Raw genomic sequence first — 23,958 nt, 5'->3', positions numbered from 1 at the left:
AGACCGGCTTTCTGTCACTCTGTAAAGTGCGCAGGCCCATCACGAGGCCGAGTGGGAGATCAGAGCAGAGAGCGCGTATTCCATCAGGGCCAGGCACGGCAAGTGCCATCAATAGGCCGGATATAAGCGTGCAGTCCTCACTCTTATGCGTTGTTGCTTCTGGCTTGCACAACAGGACGGGTCCATATAAGCACTTCCCTGGAACTTTCCGGCGCAAATGTTTGCCTGGAAAGTCGGGCCGGCGTTGGCTGTGGGTAATTCGGTTATCGTTAAGCCTGCCGAACAGACTTCCATGAGCGCGTACCGTATGGCGCAACTTGCCTACCAGGCAGGGATACCCGAGGCCGCTTTACTGGTGGTGACCGGCCATGGCGAGGATACGGGGCAGCCCCTGGGCTTGCACAGCGACGTGGATGTAGTGTCCTTTACCGGCTCTACGGAAGTCGGACGTAAGTTCCTGGAGTACTCCGCCCGCAGTAACCTCAAGGAAATTGTGCTGGAATGCGGAGGAAAGAGTCCACAGGTGGTTTTCGCCGACCTGCACGATATCGACGCTGTGGTTGATGATATGCTTAATTCTGCCTTTTGGAATATGGGCGAAAATTGCAGTTGCGGCTCCCGGCTGATTGTTGAGCACAGTATCAAAGATCAGTTACTGGAAAAATTGGTTGAGGGTCTGAAGGGCTGGAAAGTGGGAGACCCTACAGATCCACAAACTCATATCGGTCCGATGGTCGAGCAAGCTCACTTCGAGAAGGTGCGTGGTTTTATCGAGTCCGCTAAGAGGGTGTTTACAAAATCAAGCAGTAGCGGTTAGCCGCCGCGCGAGCATTCGGGCGCCTGTAAGCCAGACCCAGGCTTCCGACACGTCGATGCGTCGATCGTGATGCATGATTAGACGCCTGGAGCGCTCATTCCAGCCGTGGGTACGCTCAACCACCCAACGCTTGGGCAAGACGACAAAGCCTTTGCTGTCAGCGGTAACTGGAAATAGCTCACCCTGGTCCGGATGGCGCCAGCAACCGCCTTGCCGGTTGGCCGGGTGGCGCACGACATCGACGTTCAACTGATGGGCGTCCCGTAGCGCGGCCGCGCATTGACCCGCATACCCATTATCGACAAATAGGGTTTCGATATGCGGATATTTATCCATCGCCTGGGCGACCGGCACGGGCGCGGCATCGCGGTCCTGAACACTCGCCGCCGAGATCGTGACAGCGATTAGCAAACCCAACGTATCCACGATCAGATTGCGCTTGCGCCCTTTAACTTTCTTGCCCGCATCGAAACCGTTGGGCCCGCCCTGCGGTGAGCTTCGGGTGGATTGCGCGTCGAGCACAGCCGCACTCGGCTCGGCCGAGCGGCCTTCGCGTTCGCGCCATTGAGCGCGTAATCGATCGTGCATGACTTCGAATTTGCCGGCGGCTGCCCAGCGTCGAAACGTGCGATAGACGTTTTGCCAACGCGGAAACTCGGCGGGCAGCATCCGCCAGGCGCAACCGGTGCGCACCACGTAACAGCAGGCGTCGACCAGCGCTCGGCGGCTATAGCGCGGCGGCACACCGCGACCGCTTTCGTTATCAAACAGATCCGATACCAACGCCCACTCGGCATCGGTCAAACAGCTTGGATAACGCTGTTCGGGCCTCTGGTCTCGATGGTGGGGCTGATAGCCATATCGTGCTGGGCCCTCGTCCGCCGGCTTTGATTGCACGATCGGGGCACGCTCGCGCCGGATTCCGGCGTCTCGTAGTCCTTTGCGCACGGTGGCGCTATGAGCTGATATCCCCGTGCGCGCGTAAAACGCCGCGGTGATCTCTTCTAGCGTCGCCATGGGCGACGCCTCAACTATCTCACGTAAAACGGCTTTTTCTTCTTCGCCAATCTTTTTGGGACGACCGCCTCTCGACAAAACGCACTCCGGATGATCAACTCAAATCACATCCTTGATTGTACGTTATTTTTGTAAACACCCTCTAAGAGGGTGTTTACAAAATCAAGCAGTAGCGGTTAGCCGCCGCGCGAGCATTCGGGCGCCTGTAAGCCAGACCCAGGCTTCCGACACGTCGATGCGTCGATCGTGATGCATGATTAGACGCCTGGAGCGCTCATTCCAGCCGTGGGTACGCTCAACCACCCAACGCTTGGGCAAGACGACAAAGCCTTTGCTGTCAGCGGTAACTGGAAATAGCTCACCCTGGTCCGGATGGCGCCAGCAACCGCCTTGCCGGTTGGCCGGGTGGCGCACGACATCGACGTTCAACTGATGGGCGTCCCGTAGCGCGGCCGCGCATTGACCCGCATACCCATTATCGACAAATAGGGTTTCGATATGCGGATATTTATCCATCGCCTGGGCGACCGGCACGGGCGCGGCATCGCGGTCCTGAACACTCGCCGCCGAGATCGTGACAGCGATTAGCAAACCCAACGTATCCACGATCAGATTGCGCTTGCGCCCTTTAACTTTCTTGCCCGCATCGAAACCGTTGGGCCCGCCCTGCGGTGAGCTTCGGGTGGATTGCGCGTCGAGCACAGCCGCACTCGGCTCGGCCGAGCGGCCTTCGCGTTCGCGCCATTGAGCGCGTAATCGATCGTGCATGACTTCGAATTTGCCGGCGGCTGCCCAGCGTCGAAACGTGCGATAGACGTTTTGCCAACGCGGAAACTCGGCGGGCAGCATCCGCCAGGCGCAACCGGTGCGCACCACGTAACAGCAGGCGTCGACCAGCGCTCGGCGGCTATAGCGCGGCGGCACACCGCGACCGCTTTCGTTATCAAACAGATCCGATACCAACGCCCACTCGGCATCGGTCAAACAGCTTGGATAACGCTGTTCGGGCCTCTGGTCTCGATGGTGGGGCTGATAGCCATATCGTGCTGGGCCCTCGTCCGCCGGCTTTGATTGCACGATCGGGGCACGCTCGCGCCGGATTCCGGCGTCTCGTAGTCCTTTGCGCACGGTGGCGCTATGAGCTGATATCCCCGTGCGCGCGTAAAACGCCGCGGTGATCTCTTCTAGCGTCGCCATGGGCGACGCCTCAACTATCTCACGTAAAACGGCTTTTTCTTCTTCGCCAATCTTTTTGGGACGACCGCCTCTCGACAAAACGCACTCCGGATGATCAACTCAAATCACATCCTTGATTGTACGTTATTTTTGTAAACACCCTCTAAGGAAGAAGGTGCACAGGCAGTCGTGGGTGGGCGTACTCTAGAACATGGCAGCGGGTGGTTTGTTGAGCCAACTATCTATGATTCCGTGACCCGCGAGATGCGGCTATTCCGTGAAGAAGTGTTCGGGCCGCTGCTGGCGGTGACCACCTTCGAAACGGAAGAAGAGGCGTTGTCGTTGGCTAACGATACGCTCTATGGATTGGCTGCGTCGCTGTATACCTCTGATGTGCGTCGTGCTCAGCGTATGGCAAGTGGCATTCGCGCGGGCACAGTATCGGTAAACGGATTCTCGGAAGGGGATATAACCACGCCTTTTGGCGGCTATAAGCTCTCTGGTTTTGGCGGACGCGACAACGGGCTTGAACCCGCCTTATTCACGAAGACGCTGACTGGGCGGCGTGAAGAGGCTGGCTGGCGGCGTCGCTCATCAGGATCGGCCTCTCCGACGCGAGAGGCCGCTGAGTAATGCCCGAACATGGCTTTCTTCCCGGTTTCTTATAGCTCTTGGGAATCCATTGCGACCGTCAAAGCAGCCGTGACCGCCGGCCGCTGCAGCGGTCGCTCGATTTCAGGTCCTGAAGCCGTCTCGCCGGGCGTCAACTCAGCGCCGTCAGCTTCGGCAGCCCCTTCAGCAACGTCGGCCACCACTTATCGGCGGCGGCACCCAGATGAAGGGTGATCCGCCGGGCATGCAGCTTCAGTGTGGCGGCGACCTTAAGCACCTGCTCGCGCATCCGACTCAGGCTCCAGCCTTGCCGAGTCTGCCGCTCCAGCAGGCAACGCAGACCATGCAGGACCTGGTAAGCATAGAGGCTGAGTAGCAGGCTCACCTCGTTACGCGCCATCACGTCCTGAACCGTGGAGGCGCCACGATCCGTCGACGAGAGGTGTACGTCGAGCGCTGATTTCACCTCGCCCATGTGCGCTTCGGCGCTACCGCGCTTGCGGTACAGTGCCAGGACCTTCTCCGGCGGCCAGTCGAACTTGTTGAGGTTGGTGACCAGGAAGAAGGCATGCAACAGCAGGTCATCGGGTCGCTCTTGCACGACCAGTACCACGCGCCGTGGTTCAGGCCAGGTGCCGGCCTGGTACTCCAGGTCATGACACCATTCCCGTGGCTGCTCGGGCGGCCGACCTCGGGGCCGCTTCAGGTACGGCGCCGCCAGTGTCTGCAGCCCCGTGTGACTGCGCAGCCGGCCCAGGTACTCGATGCCGCGATCTTCCAACGCCTCCAGCGTGTCGTTGTCGGTGAACCCGGCGTCGATACGCACCCGAACCTGGGCGCCGGTGCTTTCGTTGAGCCGCTTCACCAGGTGCGGGATCCAGGTATCGGCGTTCTCGGCCGGGCCGGCGTTGCCTTCGCGTAGTAGGCCGCCCACCATGTCACCGGTTTCGGCCAGCGAGGCGACCAGCGGCGAGTAGATGCGGACCCCGTAAAGGCCATGATAGGCCGAGCCACCTTGGTGACCGTGGACCTCGATCGGCAGGCCGTCGATGTCGAGGGTCAACTGCTTGGGTCGCTCGCCGTTCTTCAGCGAGGTCAGGCGCCAGACTACCAGTCGCAGCAGGCCTTCATGCACGGCATCGATGTTGTCGTTGCGTCCAAGGCAAGTCAGCAGCCGCGACAGCGTGGCTTGAGACGGCCGGTCCTGGGCCAGTGGCGTCATTCCACGCGCATCGCTGCAGGCCAGCTGCCAGAGGGGATCACGCCGCAACGTGTCGGTATCGCTGAGGTCGATCCAGCCCATCGCGCGCTGCAGCACCAGGGTTCGCAGCTGGCTGGCCAGCGAGTGGCGGATGCGTAGCGGGTGGCGTTGATCGACCAGATTGTCTTCGAGCGCCTCGATCACACCGCTGTTGTCGAGGGCTTCACGCAGCAGCAGAGCGCCGCTGTCACTGGTGGTGCGGTGGCCGCTCAGCTCGACACGGACGGAGCCGTTGCACGAGGGCGTCCAGGTAGATAGGCTTTCACCCATAGCGGATGGCTCTCTTGGTTCAGGTTCTTGGCGGAACACATTGAATTTTCAAGAGAATACCATCCGCTATCTTCGTTTTCAGGCCGGCCTCATGAATAGGCCGGGTTGAAGCCTTCGATCAATATGTGCAGACCAAAACCATCTGGTATGTCAACTAAGCTGTTGTTGAGCTGGTCGAGCTTATGGGCGTAAGACTATAGCAGCGCCGTTTATCGACTGTGATGTCGTTGCCATGAAGAAGTGGCAACGGCATTTTTGCGCTGGTATTTGGCGATGGTATGCGGCGTCAGGTGCTTTTAGCCTTGTTCTTTTTCCACTTGGCCTTCCAGCAGCGAAACGATGCCTTCGCAGGCGTCGAGAATATGACGCCGCAGAAGATCACAAGCTGCGTCAACCTCACCCTGACGTGAAAGCTCAAGTAACGCATGGTGTTCCCTCTCAGCCTTCTCGATGGCCTGAGTATAAAGAAGCTGCATGCGAATATAGCGATCTGATTTTGTGTTGAGTTGAGTGACTAGACTCATGGCCTCAGGAAGGTTAGCCGGGCTATACAGGGCCTTATGAAACGCAAAGTTATATTCACTCCAACTATCAATTTGGCTGCCGCTGTTCAGTGCTGCATCGTACTCAAGAAGAATGGATTCTGCGTTATCCAATATTTGCGTAGTCATATGGGGAATAGCGTGCTGGAGAAGGTGCGTTTCCAGCAGTACTCGCAGATCGAAAAGCTCACGAATCATGGCCACGGAAAGTTCTGTGGTAAACGCGCCGCGATGTGCGTGAAACTCAACCAGGCCTTCCGATTCGAGAGTCAGCAGCGCCTCGCGCACGGGGATGCGGCTGACCTCATAATCTCCGGCGAGGGCATCCTGGCGTAATTGTGTGCCGCCTTTGAATTCGCCGCTGAGAATGCGATGGCGAAGGTCATCGGCGACGTATTGAGCGCGTGTCTTAAAAGGAGGCATGATGGAGTCTCTTTAGCCAAAAGATATACATTATACAATATTTTAAATGGAAGAAGTAAGCCCTTGTAATTGAATTTAAATTTAACGTGCATTGGCGGTCTCAAGTTCCAAGCGCAACACTATTGAAAGGAGCTCGGACCCTGCCGGTTGCAGCCCATCTCAAAGTACTCGAACACTTGTCGCCGTATGTGCCTCGAAGTGTGCAAGGCTGGTAAAGAAACGCTAGTGAGCCGTAACCAACAAACTTTACCTGAGTAGCCTGAAGGCCATAACTGATATCCTGCTGGCAAGCAAAATGCGTGTGGAGTGCCACACGGGGACCAGATATGTGCCACAGGCGATTTTGCGCTGACCCAACACAAAAAAGGCAGACCAGTAAGTAACTGATCTGCCTCTCGAAATATTGGTAGCGGGGACCGGATTTGAACCGATGACCTTCGGGTTATGAGCCCGACGAGCTACCAGACTGCTCCACCCCGCATCAACGTGCGGGCACAGTATAGCGGTTTTTTGTGAGAAGTCAAACATCCTTGTGTTCATCGGACACTTCGTTGCCCTGGCCGCCGGAGAGCTGGTGTATCAGGGCGTCGAAATCGTTGACGTTGGCCTCCCAGAGCCCTTGCGGCATCGGGCCAAGGGCGAGCAGGTCAGCGAGAAGGCTGCCTAGCTCGTCGGCGGTGCTGCGCTCGTGGCCTAGCCCCAGGCCCTCGTTGAGGCGCTCCACCTGGATGGCCAGGCGCAGCGGCTCGTCGCTTTGGCGCACCTGGCCGGTGGCCAGCAGCGAGAGGTGTACGCGCAGGCGAGCGAGGCTATCGCGCTGAACTTCATGAGCTCGGGCATCAAAGTGCTTCGCCCGGTGGCGGCTGGCGTTGCGCTGGCGGTGAGCCTCGGCAAAGCGCTCGAACAGCGGGGCGCCGAGCACTGGCGCGGCGTCCACTTCGCGGACGGCGTCGCCGTTCAGCGCGGCCTGGTCGGCGGCCAGGTGGGCATTGAGCAGCGGTACGCTTTGCTGCCATCGGGTAATGACGGCATCGGTTTCGAGCTGGTCAAGCCGCTCGCGCCGGGCGCGGATGATGCCGGTCAGGCGTTTTTGCATGCCGTCGCTGCGTCGGCCCCGGGGCAGGGGCTCAAGCGCTTCGGCTTCCCGTATAAACGCTTCCAGCGCCGGCGCGTCGGTGGTGTCCTGGGGCTGCCAGGCATCCATGCGGTCAAGCAGCGCCTGCATGGCGTCCAGACGCTGCTGTTGGCGTTCGGCGCGCTCGTTTCGGTGGGCGTTGCGCGCGGCGAACAGGCGATCGCAGGAGCGGCGGAAGGTCCGCCACAGGGGCTTTTCTTCGCCCTTGGGCGCGCGGCCGAGCTGGCGCCACTCCTGCTGGAGGGCCTTGGCCCGGGCAATGCGCGTATCGAGCGGCTCTGTGCCGTGCTCAAGCGCCTGGACCTGCTCGACCAGAGCGCGCTTGTGCGCGGCGATTTCCCGAGCGCGCCGGTCGATCAGCGCCTGCAGGCGGTGGCGCGCCCGGCCAAAGCGGCGTCCCACGGCTTCGGCATCCTGGCGGGGCACCGGGGAGTATTCTCGCCACTGATAGCGCGAGCGGTCGCGGATCTGGCGCAGCGCGTCGGGGTCGGCGTTGTCGGCGGGCTGTTTAAGTAGCATTTCCAGCTGTTCGCAGAGCGCTTCGCGGGCGGCCAGGTTGGCGCTGCGCTGCTGGTCGAGGCGCTCGCGCCAGGGCTTGAGGCGCTGGTGAATGCGATCCGAGGCGGCGCGGAAGCGGCGCGACATTTCCCGGGTGGCGGCGGCGTCGCCCAGAGCCTTCCACTCCTTGACCAGCTGGCGGTGGCGGCGGTCCAGCGCGGTATCGGTGAGCTCGACGTTGTATGCCAGCGTTTCAATACTGGTGCACAGCTGCTCGCGTTTGGGGCCGGCGACAAAGCCGCGCCAGTCCCGCAGCTCGGCAAGCCTGGCGCCGAGCTGTCTCAGGCGCGCCTGGAGCGATTCGCTGTCGGGGCCGCGCAGCGCCTGAATGTGGGGCTTGAGCTGCTGGTGAAGACGGTTGGCCTCGTTGAATTCGCCGCGCTCCAGGTGCTGCTCCAGGGTGCCAAGCGCCTGATCCAGGGAGTGCGGCTCGGCATCGGCTCGGGAGGCGTCCTTACGCTGCTGTGCTTGCCGCCGAGCCTGGGCAAGCAGCGGCGGCAGCGGCAGCTCCTCCGGCCACTGGCAGGCCTTGGCCTGAGCGCTAAGCGCCTGGGGATCGTCATTCTTCAGCGCATGCTCCAGCTCGGGGGTGGCGTCAAGGTAGCGCTGCCAGGCGGCGCTGTAGCGCTCGTAGCGCTTCATGGCCTGAGCGTAGCGTTGGCGAGCAGGCTCGGCGGGAGGATGAATGTCAGAGAGCGCCTGCCACTGCTGACCGGCGAGCCGGCGCTGGGCGCGAAGGCTGGCGAAGTTCTGGGCGCCGGGAGCCTGGCCCTGGCTGAGCTCGTCCAGGCTGCTTTCAAACGCGGCAAGCAGTGTCTCGCGCTCGTCGTCCGCGGACTGTTGCCGGCGCTGATGCTGCTTTCGGGCGTGCTCTTCGGCGGCCCGATCGTGAAGCGTTTTTTCGGCGCGCGTGACGGCGTGCTGGTAGCGCGCCTCGGCGTCGCTGCCCGGCGGATGGGCAAGGGTTTCCCATTCCTTCTGCAAATGGCGCAGCCGGGTCTGGTAGTGCGGCTCCCACACCGAACGAGCCAGGCTCTCCAGCTGCTCAAGCAGGACGTCGCGGCGCTGCTGCTGGTCGCGCACCCATTGAGCATCGGCCTTCAGGCGATTAAGGTGCTCGCGTGCCCGCTGGGCCACCTGGCGGTCGCGGCGAGACTCTTTCAGCAGCCGCTTGAGCCCGGCTTCGCTCGATACGCGCTGGGCTGCCCGGTGGCGCACCGTGGCCACCCGGTTGTGGCAGGCCTGATCGATCAGGTCGCGTTCGTCGTTGAGGCGGGCAAGGGCGGCCAGGCGTAAATCAAGGTTGTCCCCGTGAAAGGCGACGTCGCGAAGCAGCCGGGTATCGTCAAGCTGTTCCACCTGGCGCTGGCGCTCGGCCAGCGGGCTTTGGCCCTCGCGGCCGCACAGCCGCGCGGCGAGCGCTGCCCGCCAGGCGTCGTCGCTTTGTTCGGCAAAGGCTTGCGCCAGCCCCGGAAGGTCGTCCAGGGCGCACAGCGCCGCCAGGCGGATGTCGGCGTGGCTGTCTCGGGTCAGGGCTTCAAGCCCGCGGCGGTCGTCGGGGCGGCCGGGGTCCAGCTGTTCGAGCGCCCGGCGGCGCACGTCGGGGCTCGGGTGCTGCCAGCGAGGGGCAAACAGGCGACGTAACAGTCCTTGCATGTCTCATCCTGCATAAAAAAGGGCCGAACGTGAAAAAAACAAGCCATTGGCAGTTGGTGGTTGCAGTTGCCCACGCTGTCGCTTAGCTTTGGCGGTGGCATGGTCGGTGTTGCGGGGAAATCGCCCCACCGTCCGGCGCATGTGACGGATGCGCTACCGTTTTATCTTACCGATCCCAACATGGAGTTTCGGCCATGAGCCTCAATGTGGATGGTGCCGAAGAGGCCTTTACGTTTAAAGGCGGCATGCTGCCCATGACCGTCATGGAGCTGGGCAGTGCCGACCCGGAGCGTATCCGCCAGCAGCTGGAAAGCAAGCGTAACCAGTCGCCCGCTTTCTTTCAGCATACACCGGTCGTGCTCGGCGTGGAAAAACTGGGCGAGCCACACCTGGCACTCGAGCGCATTTGCGCGGTATGTCGGGATCACAAGCTGTTGCCGGTGGCCGTCCGCGGCGGCGCCGATCCGGTGCGCCAGTCGGCCTGGGCGCTGGGCCTTGGCTGGTTTGCTCCGGTCGAAGAGCAGCGCGCCCGGCGCCTGACCAGCGTGGAAAAAACGCCCGAAGCCGCCCCCGCCGAGACCCCGGCGGAAAAGCCCGCTGCCGCCGAGCCGCCGCCGGAAATGGCACCGGTGGTGGGCGCCAGGCTTTACCGCGGCACGGTGCGCTCCGGCCAGCAGATCAGCTCGGCGGACGGCGATCTGGTCGTGATCGGGGCGGTCAACGCCGGGGCCGAAGTACTGGCCGCCGGCAATATTCATGTGTACGGCGCCCTGCGCGGGCGCGCGCTGGCCGGTATTCACGGCGATCTGGAGGCCGGCATTTTTTGTCGCGAGCTGAAGGCAGAGCTTTTGTCCGTGGCCGGCAATTACAAGCGCCTGGAAGACATAGATCCGCAGCTTTTGGGCGCGCCTGCCGAAGTGCGCTTTCATCATCAGCAACTTGAGATCAAGCCCCTGGCATAGCGCAGCCGTTTGCCGCGCGAGCCGGGCGCAGCAGCCTGCTCGGCAGACAAAGCGTTGTCATGCCTATGCGACGGGCGTTACCTAAAGGACAGTAACCTTGGCCAAAATCATTGTAGTGACCTCAGGCAAAGGAGGGGTCGGCAAAACCACCAGCGCGGCCGCCATTTCTACCGGGCTTGCCATGCGCGGCAAGAAAACCGTGGTCATCGATTTTGACGTGGGCCTGCGCAATCTGGATTTGATCATGGGCTGCGAGCGCCGGGTCGTTTATGACCTGGTCAACGTGATTCAGGGCGAGGCAGGGCTTAATCAGGCGCTGATTCGCGACAAGCGCGTGGAGAACCTGTTTATTCTTCCGGCGTCGCAAACCCGCGACAAGGAAGCGCTGACCCGGGAAGGCATCGAAGAGGTATTTGACAAGCTCAAGGAGCAGTTCGACTACATTATCTGCGACTCCCCCGCGGGGATCGAGAGCGGCGCTCAGCTGGCCATGTACCACGCCGACGAAGCCATTGTGGTCACCAACCCCGAGGTGTCGTCGGTGCGCGACTCTGACCGCATTCTGGGGCTGCTGGCGGCAAAAACTCAGCGCGCCGAGCAGGGAGGCGATCCGGTCAAGGAGCACTTGCTGATCACTCGCTATAATCCCAATCGGGTGACCAGCGGTGACATGCTGACCCTTGACGATATTCGCGAAATTCTGGCGATCGATCTTTTGGGACTGATTCCCGAGTCCGAAGCGGTGCTGCGGGCGTCCAACCAGGGCGTGCCGGTTACCCACGATTCGTCCAGCGACGCCGGCCTGTCTTACACTGATACCGTATCGCGTCTGCTGGGTGAAGATATTCCGCTACGTTTCCATGAAGCCCAGAAGAAGGGCCTGCTAAACCGCATGTTCGGAGGAGGTCGCCGGTGAAACTGCTGGAGTTTTTAAAGCGCGAGCGAAAAAAATCGGCGCCGGTAGCAAAAGAGCGCCTGCAAATCATCGTAGCCCACCAGCGTAACCAGCGCGGCCAGCCGGATTATATGCCCAAGCTGGAGCGCGAGCTGGTCGAAGTCATTCGCCGCTACGTCGATATCGACGACGATGCCGTGCAGATATCCATGGACAGCGAGGACAGCTGCTCGGTGCTGGAGCTTAACGTGACCCTGCCCAAAACCTGAGGGGGAGACTGATCTTTCATGGCGCCATCCACTGCCGCCCCGGCCAGCTTTCTCTGGCACGACTACGAAACCTTCGGCGCCGATACGCGCCGGGACCGGCCGGCCCAGTTTGCGGCCATACGCACGGATGCCGCGCTCAACGAAATCGGTGAGCCGGTGGAGCTTTACTGCAAGCCCGCCGATGACGATCTACCGCACCCCGTGGCGTGCCTGATTACCGGCATTACACCGCAAAAGGCCCGCCGCCACGGCCTGCCGGAAGCCGAGTTCGCCGGCGAGGTGCTGGGCCACATGAGCAAGGCCGGCACCTGCGCGGTGGGCTATAACAGCCTGCGCTTTGACGACGAAATTACTCGCCAGCTGTTTTACCGCAACCTGATCGACCCCTACGCCCGTGAGTGGCAGAACGGCAATTCGCGGTGGGATTTGATCGACGTGGTGCGGGCGTTTTATGCCCTGCGCCCGGCGGGCATCGAGTGGCCGCTGCGCGACGACGGCGCGCCAAGCTTCAAGTTGGAAGAGCTGACCGCAGCCAACGGTATCGAGCACGCCGGCGCCCACGACGCTCTTGCCGACGTGCGCGCCACCATCGCCCTGGCGCGGCTTTTGCGCGAGAAAAACGCCGGCCTGTTTGACTACCTGCTGGCCCGGCGCGGCAAGCGGGCCGTGTCCCGGGAGCTGGATTTGCCCGGCGGCAAGCCGATGCTGCATATCTCGAGGCGCTACCCGGCCAGCCGCGGATGCAGCGCGCTGGTGATGCCGCTGGCCGAGCACCCCACCAACCCCAACGGCGTTATCGTTTACGACCTGAGCGTCGAGCCAGGCACCATGCTCGAGCTTTCCGCCGAGCAGGTCCGCGATCGGGTGTTTGTCAGCCAGGCGGACCTGAGCGAGGGCGAAACGCGTATTCCGCTCAAGGTGATCCACATCAACCGCTGCCCGGTGCTGTTTCCGGCAAGCTTTTTGAAGGATATCGACGGGCCGCACAAGGGCGAGTACGGCGATATCGTCGCGCGGCTGGGGATCGACCTGCCCGTCTGCCGCCGTCACTGGAAGACGCTGCACGAGACCCCGGGCGTTGCCGCCAAGGCGGCCGAAGTGTTTAACACGCCCTATGCCGAGGACGTGAAGGATCCGGATTTGATGCTGTATTCCGGGGGCTTTTTTTCCAGGTCCGACCGCGAGCAAATGGAGCGCGTGCGCCAAACCCCGGCCTGGGACCTGGTCGGCCAGCGCTTTGCCTTTCAGGACTCGCGGCTGGAAGAGATGGTGTTTCGCTATCGGGCGCGCAGCTATCCGGAAACCCTGGAAGGCGAGGAGCTCGCCCAGTGGGAAGCCTTCCGCTGGGAGCGCTTGAACGACCCGGCGCTTGCCGGCTTTACCCTCAGGGACTTCGCCCGGGAAATCGAGCAGTACAACCAGCAGCCGCTGGATGACCGTTCGCGCCGGATACTCGAAGAGCTGGTGATGTTTGTCGAGGCCATGCTCCCCGCCCAGGCGTTCGAGGGGTAGGCAAGCCCGGGCAGCCTCGGTGGGGAGGTCGTCACGCGGCGCAGCTGGCTGAGCTTGAAAAAGGTGAGCCGTAAGAGGCCGGCTTTGTCGGGTGGCTGTATCCCCACCGAACCCGGCAGGCCTGCGGCCTGCTCTTTCGCACGCCTGTGCGGGGGAGTACAGTGTTGGCACCCACGAAGAGACGATTTTCCATGAACGAACACCTTGATGCGCTAAGCCCCGCGCCGGTTTGGCGCCACTTTCGTACCCTTTGCAACACCCCGCGTCCCTCCGGCCACGAGGCCGAGCTGGTGGCCAAACTGGAAGCCTGGGCCGACGGGCTGGGGCTGGCCCACGACCGCGACGCTTTCGGCAACCTGCGGATCAAAAAGCCCGCCGCCAAAGGCTGCGAAGACGCCCCGGGCGTGATTCTTCAGGGCCATCTGGACATGGTCGCCCAGGCCAACGCCGAGAGCCCCCACGACTTCACCCGGGACTCCATCAGCACCTATGTGCACGACGGCTGGCTGCACGCCGAGGGCACCACCCTGGGCGCGGACAACGGCCTGGGCGTGGCCGCCGCTCTTGCGCTGCTGGAAAGCACGGAGGTGGCTCACGGGCCGCTCGAGGCGCTTTTTACCCTGGAGGAGGAAACCTCCATGGGCGGAGCGCTCAGCCTCGACGAGGGTTGGCTTGAGGGCAGCCTGCTGTTGAACCTGGACAGCGAAGCCCGGGGCGAAGCCTATATCGGCTGCGCCGGCGGCAGCGACGCGGTGGTGGACGCGCGGCTGCCGCAAACGCCGGTGGAGGCCCACGAGCGCTGCCTGGATATCGCTGTGACCGGTCTGGCGGGCGGCCATTCGGGGCTGGATATCCACCGGCCGCTGGGCAACGCCAACCGGCTGCTGGCGCGGGTGCTGCGCCTGCTGGAGTTTGCCGACGCGCGGCTGGTGAGCTACCAGGGCGGCACCCTGCGCAACGCCATTCCCCGGGAGGCGTTTGCCCGGGTGGCGCTGCCGGCAGACGAGATCGACGCGGTGACGGCCAAGGTGCAAACCCTCGAGGCGACGCTGCGCGGCGAACTTGCCCCGGCCGACAGCGACTTTGCCCTGAGCGTGAAGCCCGTGGCCGCCGCCGACGCGCCCGACGAGGCGCTCAACCTGGATGCCAGCGCCATGCTGGTAGCGGCGCTCCACGCCGCGCCCTGCGGCGTGGAGCGTATGAGCGCCGAGGTCAAGGGCGTAGTGGACACCTCCAACAACCTGGGGGTTGTCCAGCTGGAAGACGGCCGGGCTCACCTCTGCGCGCTGGTGCGCTCGCTCCACGACAGCGCCGTCACCGCGATGGTCGACCGCTTTCGCGCGCTGTTCGGGCTGATCGGTGCCCGGGTCAAGGCCGAGCACGGCTATCCGGGCTGGGTGCCCAACGCTCAAAGCCCGCTGCTGGCCACGTTCATCGACTGCCATCAGGCCAGACTTGGCCGCGAGCCGGCGGTGAAGGTCATTCACGCCGGGCTCGAGTGCGGCATTCTGGGCAGCAAGTATCCGGCGCTGGATATGATCTCGTTTGGCCCGACAATCCTCGGCGCCCACTCGCCGGACGAGCGCGTGGATATCGACTCGGTCGAGGAGTTCTGGACGCTGCTCAAGGCGCTTGTGGAAACGCTGGGGCGGCAGGCCGCTGAGTGACTGCGACGGGCAGTTGGTTGCCATTACCGGGTTTTGCAGGAGGCCAGCCTTGCCAGACGATTGCAGTGGCGGTCACCCGGTTGTGTAGGAGGCCGGCTTTGCCGGGCGATGCAGGCCGCAGGCCTGCCGGATTCGGCGGGGTGCGGTCGCGCGGCAAAGCCGCCCTCCTGCGGTAAGGCACACAGAAACGGCGCCCAAGGAGGCGCCGTTTTTGTGTGGAAGCGATAGGGGCGAGGCAAGGGAGCGCCTTGCGCTCAGGGGCGGGACTGCCACAGCCGGACGATACTCTCGCAGCGGTCGGTCAACAGCTCCGCGGTGCGCGCCACGGCGTCTTCCAGGGTGATGGGGCCGTCAGCCAGGGCAAAGGCGGCGGTCACGCCTTCGTCGTGGCAGGCCCGCCAGCCGTCGCCCAGACTGCCGGCGAGCACCACCACGGGCTTGCCCGCGGCCTTGCCCGCCCGGGAGACGCCGATGGGCGTCTTGCCCGAGAGGCTCTGGCCGTCGAGCTTGCCTTCGCCGGTGATGACCAGGTCGGCCTGTTTCAGCCGCTCGGCCATGCCCGCCTGCTCCATGATCATGTCGATACCGGGCTTGAGCGTCGCGCCCATGAAAGCCCGAGCGGCAAAGCCCATGCCCCCGGCGGCGCCGGCGCCTTCCAGGTGGCGATCGTCCTGGCTAAGCGCCTCGGCGCTGACGTCGGCAAAGTGGCCAAGGGCGGTGTCCAGCTCTTTTACCGCCTCGGGGCTCGCGCCCTTTTGCGGGCCGAACACGGCGCTGGCGCCGCGCTCACCGAGAAGCGGGTTGTCCACGTCCACGGCGGCTTCTACCTGAAGTGCGGCCAGGCGCGGGTCGAGCCCGGAAAGGTCCAGGGTGTCGAGCTCGGCCAGCGCCGCGCCGCCCGGGGCCAGCGCCTTGCCGTCGGCGTCCAGCAGGCGCGCGCCGAGCGCGGCGAGCATGCCGGCACCGGCGTCGTTGGTGGCGCTGCCGCCGAGCAGCAGCAGGGCTTTCTTTGCGCCGGCGTCCAGGGCGGCGCCAAACAGCTCGCCCACGCCGTAGGTGGTGGTGGTGCGGGCGTCGCGCTCGGCGGGCTTGAGCTGCTGCAGGCCGCTGGCTTCGGCAAGCTCGATAAAGGCCGTGCGTTCGGCCCCTAGCCAGCCCCAGGTCGCGGTAGCCGGACGGCCCAGGGCGTCCTGTACGCCGACGCTGCGACGCTCGGCGCCGGTGGCCATGATCAGCGCTTCCAGGCTGCCTTCGCCGCCGTCGGCCAGCGGGCAGGTCTCGGTGCGGGCCTCGGGCAGGGCGCGCTTGATGCCGCGGGCCATGGCATCGGCCGCGTCCTGGGCGCCCAGGGCGTCCTTGAAACTGTCGGGGCAGAGCAAAACGTGCATCGTGCCAACTCCTTAGGGGTCATCGGTGGTGATTGTTATACGAAAGGCCAAGACGAATGACAGTGTTGCAGCATAGCAGGCAAGCGCGGCGAGAGAACCCCTTGGCGTCGATGCCGCGCCGCCAAAAAGACGGCGGCGGCTACTTTTACATTTTGGCGTCCATTATTTTGTCCATAGAGGCGGCAAACGCTGTTAGGCTGACTATACGCCAAGGCGTTAGCCTTGTGCGTTGACGGTAAAGACACCCGACGTATTATGAAAAAGTACGCTGAACAAGTGTCATGAACAGGCCCCGCAAGGTGGATCAAGGAGATAACGATGAAAGCGATGACAACGCGTAACACCGCACTCAAGGCGATCGCCGCAAGCTTTGCCGCGCTGCTGATGGCCGGCATGCTCAGCGGCTGCAACACCATGGCCGGCATGGGGCAGGACGTGGAAGAGGGCGGCGAAGCCGTGCAGGACGCCGCCCACAGCTAGGTGTGTAAACCCACCAGGTTGTTCACGGAAAGCCCCAACCGGCTAACCGGAGGGTGATAGTTCAGGCTGGCATGTGGCCGGTGCCAGTTGTACTGGTGAAGCCAGGCGGAAAGGTGTTTGCCTCGCTCCTCCGAGCTCTCATAAGACTGGGCATAGGCCCACTCGCGCAGAGCGGTTTGAATGAACCGTTCTGCCTTGCCATTGGTGCGGGGCGTATAGGGGCGAGTGCGCTTGTGCTTCAGCCCCACCCGCCGGCACAGGCGGTGAAACGCCCGGGACCGGTAGCAGGCGCCATTGTCGGTGAGCACCCGCGTGAAGCGAGTCCCCAAGTCTCGATAATACCGTATGGCCTCCAATAGCGCATAACAGGCGCTCCAGCCGGTTTCATCCGGGTAGCGAGTGCCGAAGGCCACCCGCGAGTGATCGTCGATGGCGATATGGACATACTCCCACCCTGCGCCGCGCGTGGCCTGTTGGCGATCGCCGGTGACCCGATGCCCCGGGCGCGCGAAGCGACCGAGCTTCTTGATATCCAGATGCAGGAGATCCCCGGGTGCGTCGTGCTCATAGCGATTGCTGGGCCTTGGCGGTGTCAGAGCCGCCAAGCGATTCAGCCCCTTGCGCTTGAGAATGCGCGCTACCGTGCTCTGGCCAACCCCCTGCGCCTGGGCAATCTGGCAATAGGTCTGGCGTCGCTGACGACGCTCGACGATCTGCTCCACCGTCGTTGCGTCGGTCGCCCAGGGACTTCGGGCAGGGCGTGACCGACGGTCCTGGAGGCCCTCGAGTCCCTCCTCACGGAAACGACGCACCCATTTGTAGGCCGTTCTCACACTGACGCCCTGGGCTTGCGCGACCTCTCTGGGCCGCAACCCTTCATCGATGACGCGAGCGACCAGCAGGGCTCGACCGTGCGGAGTGAGTCGGGCATTCTTATGGGTGTTCATCCGGGCCTCCTGGAGAGATTGGTTGGTTTGCATCTCCAGTCTTCCGGGTTGGCTCCGGATGAACAACCTACCGAGAGATCACAGCTAGGCGGCCTTTGGCCGCCGGGCCTGCGACTGGCAGGAAAGCGGGCAGGTGCTAGGGTGTGTTAACAATCATTAGTTTCGTTTAAACTGATTTAGTATTCATAGATTTTGGTGGGCCATGAGTCGGTTGAAGTTACGCGATGATCAGTGGGAGCGAATCGAGCACCTGCTCCCCGGCAAAGCCTCAGACTGTGGGGTAACTGCCAAGGACAATCGCCTGTTCGTGGAAGCCGTGCTCTGGATCGCTCGGACCGGCGCCCCGTGGCGTGATCTTCCCGAATCTTTTGGGCGCTGGCACACCGTCTACATGCGGTATAACCGTTGGTCACGAAAGGGCGTTTGGCAGCGTATTTTTGACACAGTAGCCGACGATCCCGATCTAGAGCAGCTAATGATCGACGGTAGCATCGTCAGGGTGCACCAGCATGGAGCGTCAAAAAAAACACGCAAGACGTCGAAGCCATGGGCAAATCTCGAGGCGGATTGAGCACCAAAATTCATGCCGCAGTCGATGCGTTAGGTAACCCAGTACGATTGGTTCTCACACCGGGCCAGGCGTCGGAGTATGGTGCTGCTCCCGCTCTACTGGAAGGTTTTTCCCCGCAAGCAGTGCTGGGCGACAAGGGGTATGACTCCACTGCTCTGCGGGACATGATTCAGGCCGCAGGTGCCGAGCCGGTGATTCCTCCGAAAAAGAATCGTTTGGCGCGCATTGAAGTAGACTGGCACTGTTACCAAGATCGCAATCTGGTGGAGAGGTTCTTTCAGAAAATCAAGAAGTTCCGGCGGTTATCTACACGCTATGAGCGACTGGCAAGAAACTACCAGTCACTCCTCTGCCTCGTGTCAGCCGCCATATGGCTGGCCTAATTGTTAACGCCCCCTAGTACTACAGTCGTAACTGAATAAGCTACAATGCATGTGGTTGATATGGAAGCGATCACAGGGTGAAGGATGCAAGAACTGGATCTCTCTGTCTCAGCATTGTTGGATGACCTGGCAGATCGGTTAGGCCCGCTCTTTCCGCGTTCGGAAACGCGCGATCGCGCACTACGCTACCTCCAGGGTCTGCTTAGTCAGTGCGAACGTAAGAATAGCTGGCATCTTGCCGAGTGGCTCGGGGATGCCACCCCAGATGGGGTGCAGTACCTGTTGGATCGTGCCCGCTGGGATGCGGACGCAGCACGCGATATTCTCCGCCAATGGGTCATCGATACGCTGGGCTCGCCTGAGGGTGTCCTGGTCCTGGACGAGACCGGCTTTATCAAGAAAGGCCAGCACTCGGCCGGCGTGCAACGCCAGTACAGTGGCACCGCCGGCCGTATCGAAAATAGTCAGATCGGGGTCTTTCTTCTCTACGCTAGCCCGGCAGGGCATGCCTTCCTGGATCGCGCCCTGTACTTGCCCAAATCCTGGACACAGGACCGCGAGCGTTGTCGGCGTGCGGGCATCCCTGATGACGTCGAATTTGCCAGCAAACCCGAGCTCGCTCGCCGGATGCTGGAGCGCGCGATGGATCAGGACATACCGGCCGCCTGGGTGACGGGGGATAGCGTCTATGGCGGTAACCGCAGCCTGCGTCTGTGGCTGGAGGATCGCTCACAACCCTTTGTTTTAGAAGTGGCTTGCAACGAACCCTTGTGGTGGAAGAGTTTCCAGTACACGCGAGCCGACGAGATCGCGGCGGCACTGCCGGATGACGCATGGCAGACCCTATCCGCTGGCTCAGGCAGCAAGGGCGAACGCAGGTACGACTGGGCGTTGACGCCGCTGACAAGGCTGCAGCCTACGGAAGAGGCACGCCGCTGGGGCCATTATCTTCTGATCCGACGCAGCCTCTCGACACCGGATGAGTTGGCCTATTATGTGGTCCACGCGCCCAGGGACTGGGTATCGATAGAGACGCTGGTTCGAGTCGCGGGTCAGCGCTGGAAAATCGAGCAGGGTTTTCAGACGGCCAAGGGGGAATGCGGTCTGGATGAGTATGAGGTGAGGCGCTGGGCCAGTTGGCATCGCCACATTACTTTGTCGCTGCTCGCCCACGCCTTGCTGGTGGCGATACGGCAAGCGAGTCACCAGCAAAAAAAACTCGTACCGACAGGATTCAGTTGACACTCTCCGAGCTCAGGCGACTAATCGGGAGATGTCTATGGCAAGGACAACAGGCCCTGTCCCATGTGCTTCATTGGTCGGACTGGCGACGAAAGCACCAGTACCGGGCTTGGCAATGCCACTGTCGGCAGCAGCAAGCCCGGATGGCAATGCATGAACGATCACGGCTGTAGTTACGACTGTAGTACTAGGCAAAAACCACGGTTTTGTTGTCGTGCACGATGACCCGGTCTTCCAGGTGCCAGCGCAGGCCTCTGGCCAGCACGTTCTTTTCCACGTCGCGGCCAAAGCGCACCAGATCCCGGGGCGTGTGGCAGTGGCTGACGCGATGAACGCCCTGCTCGATGATCGGGCCGGCATCAAGCTCCTGGGTCACGTAGTGGCAGGTCGCGCCGATCAGCTTCACCCCGCGCTCGTAGGCCTGATGATACGGCTTGGCGCCGGCAAAGGACGGCAAAAAGCTGTGATGGATGTTGATCACGCGTCCGGCATAGCGGGCGCAAAGCTCCGGCGGCAGAATCTGCATGTAGCGGGCGAGCACGATGCAGTCGGCGCGCATGTCGTCGATCAGGCGTTCGACCTCGGCGAAGGCCGGGGCCTTGTGGTGCGCCTCGACCGGGACGTGGTGGAAGGGGATGCCGTGCCATTCGGCGAGCGGGCGCATGTTGGTGTGATTGGACACGACGCCGACGATATCGCAGTCCAGCTCGTCATTACGCCAGCGATGCAGCAGATCCGTCAGGCAGTGGTCCTCCCTGCTGACCAGAATTACCACGCGCGGCTTATCTTGCGAGTCGGTCATGGCCCAGTCCATGTCGAACGCCTCGGCGATGGGCGTAAAGGCGTCGCTGAACTCGCGATAGGTAATGCCGACGGTGTCGGCGCGCACCTCGTAGCGCATGAAAAACCGGCCGGTTTCAAGGTCGGAGTGCTGGCTGGCTTCGGTGATGGAGCCGCCCTGAGCGGCGATAAAGCTGGACACCCGGGAGACAATGCCGACCCGGTCGGGGCAGGAGACGATCAAGCGGTAAGAGTGGGACATGCAAAGCCGTTACGGTAGCTGACGAAAGGTGGAGGAGGATAAAGGCCGGTAGAGGCCACCAGCCAACACCGCAGGATAGCATATCCAGAGCCGCCCGCCCGCGGGGCAGCGGCGCTACTGGTAGCGGTCTTTCCACGCCTGGCGGCTGATCTGCTCCTTGAGCATTTCCAGCGCGTCCACCAGCACCGCTTCGGTGACCTCGGCGCTGCCTTCGTCCACTTTCAGCCAGGCGTCAAAGCCGCTTTCGGCGGTATCGCTGACCAGCGTGCGAAAGCGAGGGGTATGGATGCCCCGGGCCAGCTCGTCGACCAGCCGGTGTGCCACGCCGGCAAGCGAGGCTTCCAGGCTGCCGGAAACCGCGCTGCCCATGGGCAGGCGCTCCAGCCGGCGGATTTCCGGGCTTTCCCGCAGGGTGTGGTTGACCATTTCGCTGATGTAGCGCATTACCTCTTCGCGGTTGCCGTCGTAGGCGCGCCCGGCGCTGGCCTCGATGCGCTGGGTGATCTCGCGAATGAGCTGCTCCTTGCGCGGGGCGACGACGCGGTTGACAAGCCCGTCGGCCAGGGCGCTGTCGGCCCTGACCTGCTCCTGGATATTGCTCAGCAGGCGCACGGCAATGCGGTCGGAAAGTTCTTCGAGCAGAATGTCGTAATACTTGGCGACGAAGCGGTAGACCTCCCAGCGCTCGATGTGAATAAGCCTCAAACGGTTCAGGCGGTGCAAGAGCGAGATGACGCGCAGCGCCCGCAGCAGACGAAAGCCGCTGAGCGGAATACAGCCGAGCACGTCGTACCAGCGCACAAAGGGGTAGAAAAACCAGCGGTGGTAGCGCCGCTCGGCAATGGCCATCGCCCAGCCGAGCAGCACGTCAGCCACGAACAGCGAAACAAAGGCCAGGTCGATCTGGAAAAAGCGCTGGTGAATGACGCGGTCATACCAGGCGTGGACGTTGGGGGCGACGGCTTCAAGCCCTTCGCTCAGCGGCTCGATCAGATACAGGGAATCCACCAGCAAAAGCGTCAGGTTGGCGACCACGGCGGCGATGATCAGCACGTCCCAGCCCAGATAGGCAAGCTCGGCGGTACGCGAGCGCGAACCGCTTGGGGAAAACGACGGTTTAGCAGACATGGGGGCTCCTCCGGGTGGCATCAGCTGTCCGCCTGATGCTCCTGCTGGGCGCGCTTTTCGGCCTGTTCGGCTTCCTTGCGCAGCTTTTTACGCAGGGCGGCCTTCTCGAAGCGCAGGCGCTGCAGCGGCGTTTCCAGTTCCAGCGGCGGCACTCTGGCCGGTTTGCCGTCGTCGTCCACGGCCACCATGGACAGATAGCAGCTGTTGGTGTGACGAATGACCTGGCGGCGGATATCCTCGGCGACCACCTTGATGCCCACCTCCATGGACGAACGGCCGACGTGGTTGACGCAGGCCAGAAACGTGACCAGCTCGCCGACGTGAATGGGCTGCTTGAACAGTACCTGGTCCACGGAGAGGGTGACCACGTAGTGCCCGGAATAGCGGCTGGCGCAGGCGTAGGCGACCTCGTCGAGGCGCTTGAGAATAGCGCCGCCGTGTACCTTGCCGCTGAAGTTGGCCATGTCCGGAGTCATCAGTACGGTCATGGAGAGTTCGTGCTGGCCGCTCAGCATCTCTTGATAGGCGTCCGTGTTCTGGGTCATGGCGTTCCTTTATGGACTTGGGTAGGGCAAAGGCTGTTTACCATAGAGCAACGCTGCCCCGGCGTATAGCGCAACCCTTAGCGGCGCGTGCGCCAGCGGTGCTGTCGGTAATGCTGATAGTAGCCGATCAGCGTGGCCGAGCGCACCAGGGTAAACGCCATGAACGCCAGCCACAGCCCGTGGTTGCCCAGCGGCCGGGAAAGCCACCATACCGGCAGGTAGACCGCCAGGCCGATGAAGATGCTGTTGCGCATTTCGCGCACCGCCGTGGTGCCGATGAAGACGCCGTCGAACAGATAGCTCCACACCGCGATCAGCGGCATGGCCACCATCCACGGCAGGTAGCTCGCGGCGGTGGCGCGCACCTCGGGCAGGCCGGTGAGCAGCGCGATCAGAGCGTTGCCGAAAAGCGCAAAGCCAAGCGCCGCGGCCAGTGCGGTATACAGTGACAGCCGTGCGGTGGCGCCCACGGTGGCGGCGAATTCCGACCAGTCCCGGCGGCCGACGGCGCGCCCGACCAGCGACTCCGCGGCGTGGGCGAAGCCGTCCAGGGCGTAGCTTGTCAGCATGATGAACTGCAGCAGCACGGCGTTGGCGGCGAGCACCGTGTCGCCCTGGCGGGCGCCCTGAGCGGTAAAGAACGCCATGGCGAACAGCAGCCCCAGGGTGCGCACAAACAGATTCGCGTTGACGCTGAACAGCGCCCTGTAGGCGCCGAGGGCGAGCAGCTGCCGGCGTAAAAACTGCCCCGGCAGGCGACCCAGCTGGCGCAGCACCAGATAGCCGCCGAAGGCAAAGGCCGAGTAGTCGGCGAGCACGCTGGCCCAGGCCACGCCGTTGCTGCTCATGCCCAGCCCCATGACGAACCACAGATCGAAGACGATATTGACCACGTTGGTCAGCAGCAGAATCCACAGCGTCACCCGCGAGTTCTGCTGGCCGAGAAACCAGCCCAGAATGGCGTAGTTGGCGAGCACCGCCGGCGCCGACAGCAGGCGGATGTCGGCGTAGGCCTGGGCCAGCGGCGTGGCGCTGGGGCTTGAGTCCAAAAGCCACAGGCCGAAGCTCACCAGCGGCGAGCCCAGCAGCACCAGCAGCCCGCCGATCACCGCTGCCATGATCAGCGCCTGGCCCAGCAGGTTTCTGACCGCCTGGCCGTCGTCGCGGCCCACGGCCTGGGCGGTAAGCCCGGTGGTGCCCATGCGCAGAAAGCCAAAGCCCCAGTACAAAAAGCTGAACAGCGTCGCCCCCAGGGTGACCGCCGCCAGGTAACTTGAGTCCGGCAGGTGGCCGACCACGGCGGTATCCACCAGCCCCAGAAGCGGCACGGTGACGTTGGAAAGAATAATCGGCCACGCCAGCGCCCAGATGCGCCGGCGGGCGGGAGCGGATTGCGGGGCAGAGGTGGCGGTCACGATGGCTCCGTCCATGAACAGGGCCGGTAGCATGAGGATGGCCGC

At 62.8% G+C, this 23,958-nt stretch carries 21 protein-coding genes and 1 tRNA gene; 10 read left to right on the top strand and 12 right to left on the bottom strand.

What is annotated here, in order from left to right:
• Positions 1–217: 217 nt before the first annotated feature.
• Positions 218–817, top strand: coding sequence for an aldehyde dehydrogenase family protein (locus P1P91_RS13050; protein WP_311883159.1), 600 nt, complete (start codon positions 218–220; stop codon positions 815–817).
• Here the strand turns inward: P1P91_RS13050 and P1P91_RS13045 are convergent.
• On the bottom strand, positions 800–1,912 hold the full coding sequence (locus P1P91_RS13045) for an IS5 family transposase (RefSeq protein ID WP_311883158.1): 1,113 nt from the start codon (positions 1,910–1,912) through the stop codon (positions 800–802). The genes P1P91_RS13050 and P1P91_RS13045 overlap by 18 nt on opposite strands.
• An 84-nt stretch (positions 1,913–1,996) precedes the next feature.
• Positions 1,997–3,109, bottom strand: coding sequence for an IS5 family transposase (locus tag P1P91_RS13040; RefSeq protein WP_311883158.1), 1,113 nt, complete (start codon positions 3,107–3,109; stop codon positions 1,997–1,999).
• A 90-nt stretch (positions 3,110–3,199) separates the two neighbouring features.
• Between P1P91_RS13040 and P1P91_RS13035 the strand changes: the two genes are divergently transcribed.
• Positions 3,200–3,643: an aldehyde dehydrogenase family protein gene (locus P1P91_RS13035; RefSeq protein WP_311883157.1), complete on the top strand. Its 444-nt coding sequence runs from the start codon at positions 3,200–3,202 to the stop codon at positions 3,641–3,643.
• Between the two features lie 130 nt (positions 3,644–3,773).
• Here the strand turns inward: P1P91_RS13035 and P1P91_RS13030 are convergent, their stop codons facing one another.
• From P1P91_RS13030 to P1P91_RS13015, 4 genes are all read right to left on the bottom strand, one after another.
• A complete protein-coding gene (locus P1P91_RS13030) occupies positions 3,774–5,153 on the bottom strand; it encodes an IS1380 family transposase (protein ID WP_376717491.1) in 1,380 nt (459 codons plus the stop codon).
• Positions 5,154–5,449: 296 nt separating this feature from the next.
• Complete coding sequence (locus P1P91_RS13025; protein ID WP_311883156.1) at positions 5,450–6,118, bottom strand: GntR family transcriptional regulator; 669 nt, start codon at positions 6,116–6,118, stop codon at positions 5,450–5,452.
• Between the two features lie 404 nt (positions 6,119–6,522).
• Positions 6,523–6,599 (bottom strand) — tRNA-Met (locus P1P91_RS13020).
• A gap of 39 nt (positions 6,600–6,638) precedes the next feature.
• A complete protein-coding gene (locus P1P91_RS13015; protein ID WP_311883155.1) occupies positions 6,639–9,467 on the bottom strand; it encodes a DUF349 domain-containing protein in 2,829 nt (942 codons plus the stop codon).
• A 194-nt stretch (positions 9,468–9,661) separates the two neighbouring features.
• Here P1P91_RS13015 and minC point away from each other — a divergent pair, with 194 nt between their 5' ends.
• The 5 genes from minC (at position 9,662) to pepD (ending at position 14,772) form a co-directional block, all read left to right on the top strand.
• Positions 9,662–10,429 (top strand): septum site-determining protein MinC, encoded by a 768-nt coding sequence (minC, locus tag P1P91_RS13010; RefSeq protein ID WP_311883153.1) that lies wholly within the window; start codon positions 9,662–9,664, stop codon positions 10,427–10,429.
• A gap of 97 nt (positions 10,430–10,526) precedes the next feature.
• Complete coding sequence (gene minD, locus P1P91_RS13005) at positions 10,527–11,345, top strand: septum site-determining protein MinD (RefSeq protein ID WP_311883152.1); 819 nt, start codon at positions 10,527–10,529, stop codon at positions 11,343–11,345.
• The gene (gene minE / locus P1P91_RS13000; RefSeq protein WP_311883150.1) at positions 11,342–11,593 is read left to right on the top strand and encodes a cell division topological specificity factor MinE; all 252 of its coding nucleotides are present in this window, start codon (positions 11,342–11,344) and stop codon (positions 11,591–11,593) included. Before minD ends, minE begins: the two co-directional genes overlap by 4 nt.
• A gap of 18 nt (positions 11,594–11,611) precedes the next feature.
• Positions 11,612–13,105, top strand: a complete 1,494-nt coding sequence (sbcB, locus tag P1P91_RS12995; protein ID WP_311883148.1) for an exodeoxyribonuclease I — start codon at positions 11,612–11,614, stop codon at positions 13,103–13,105.
• Between the two features lie 191 nt (positions 13,106–13,296).
• Positions 13,297–14,772 (top strand): beta-Ala-His dipeptidase, encoded by a 1,476-nt coding sequence (gene pepD, locus P1P91_RS12990; RefSeq protein WP_311883147.1) that lies wholly within the window; start codon positions 13,297–13,299, stop codon positions 14,770–14,772.
• A 254-nt stretch (positions 14,773–15,026) separates the two neighbouring features.
• Here pepD and P1P91_RS12985 read toward each other — a convergent pair whose 3' ends face one another.
• Positions 15,027–16,160: a glycerate kinase gene (locus P1P91_RS12985; protein ID WP_311883146.1), complete on the bottom strand. Its 1,134-nt coding sequence runs from the start codon at positions 16,158–16,160 to the stop codon at positions 15,027–15,029.
• 318 nt (positions 16,161–16,478) lie between these two features.
• On the opposite strand from P1P91_RS12985, the gene P1P91_RS12980 reads away from it, so the two are divergent.
• Positions 16,479–16,640, top strand: coding sequence for an entericidin A/B family lipoprotein (locus P1P91_RS12980; RefSeq protein ID WP_311883145.1), 162 nt, complete (start codon positions 16,479–16,481; stop codon positions 16,638–16,640).
• On the opposite strand, the gene P1P91_RS12975 is transcribed toward P1P91_RS12980, so the two are convergent.
• Positions 16,637–17,587 (bottom strand): IS481 family transposase, encoded by a 951-nt coding sequence (locus P1P91_RS12975; RefSeq protein WP_311885807.1) that lies wholly within the window; start codon positions 17,585–17,587, stop codon positions 16,637–16,639. The two genes, P1P91_RS12980 and P1P91_RS12975, sit on opposite strands and share 4 nt — an antisense overlap.
• 202 nt (positions 17,588–17,789) lie before the next feature.
• On the opposite strand from P1P91_RS12975, the gene P1P91_RS12970 reads away from it, so the two are divergent.
• Positions 17,790–18,541, top strand: a protein-coding gene (locus P1P91_RS12970; RefSeq protein WP_407650535.1) for an IS5 family transposase whose coding sequence is annotated in 2 segments (ribosomal slippage) — positions 17,790–18,122 and positions 18,125–18,541 — 750 coding nt in all. Because the reading frame shifts where the segments join, the coding sequence is not laid out codon by codon here.
• An 84-nt stretch (positions 18,542–18,625) separates the two neighbouring features.
• A complete protein-coding gene (locus P1P91_RS12965; RefSeq protein ID WP_311882712.1) occupies positions 18,626–19,783 on the top strand; it encodes an IS701 family transposase in 1,158 nt (385 codons plus the stop codon).
• Between the two features lie 187 nt (positions 19,784–19,970).
• Here P1P91_RS12965 and purU read toward each other — a convergent pair whose 3' ends face one another.
• From purU to P1P91_RS12945, 4 genes are all read right to left on the bottom strand, one after another.
• Positions 19,971–20,825 (bottom strand): formyltetrahydrofolate deformylase, encoded by an 855-nt coding sequence (purU, locus tag P1P91_RS12960; RefSeq protein WP_311883142.1) that lies wholly within the window; start codon positions 20,823–20,825, stop codon positions 19,971–19,973.
• Between the two features lie 114 nt (positions 20,826–20,939).
• Positions 20,940–21,953, bottom strand: a complete 1,014-nt coding sequence (locus tag P1P91_RS12955; RefSeq protein WP_311883141.1) for an ion transporter — start codon at positions 21,951–21,953, stop codon at positions 20,940–20,942.
• A 20-nt stretch (positions 21,954–21,973) separates the two neighbouring features.
• Positions 21,974–22,498: an acyl-CoA thioesterase gene (locus P1P91_RS12950; protein ID WP_311883140.1), complete on the bottom strand. Its 525-nt coding sequence runs from the start codon at positions 22,496–22,498 to the stop codon at positions 21,974–21,976.
• Positions 22,499–22,575: 77 nt separating this feature from the next.
• Positions 22,576–23,913, bottom strand: coding sequence for an MATE family efflux transporter (locus tag P1P91_RS12945; RefSeq protein ID WP_311883139.1), 1,338 nt, complete (start codon positions 23,911–23,913; stop codon positions 22,576–22,578).
• Between the last annotated feature and the right edge of the window lie 45 nt (positions 23,914–23,958).

It is taken from the genome of Halomonas piscis (assembly GCF_031886125.1).
Lineage (GTDB): Bacteria > Pseudomonadota > Gammaproteobacteria > Pseudomonadales > Halomonadaceae > Vreelandella > Vreelandella piscis.
The sequence above is the reverse complement of the archived record's forward strand: the minus strand, read 5'-3'. Positions and strand labels throughout refer to the sequence as shown.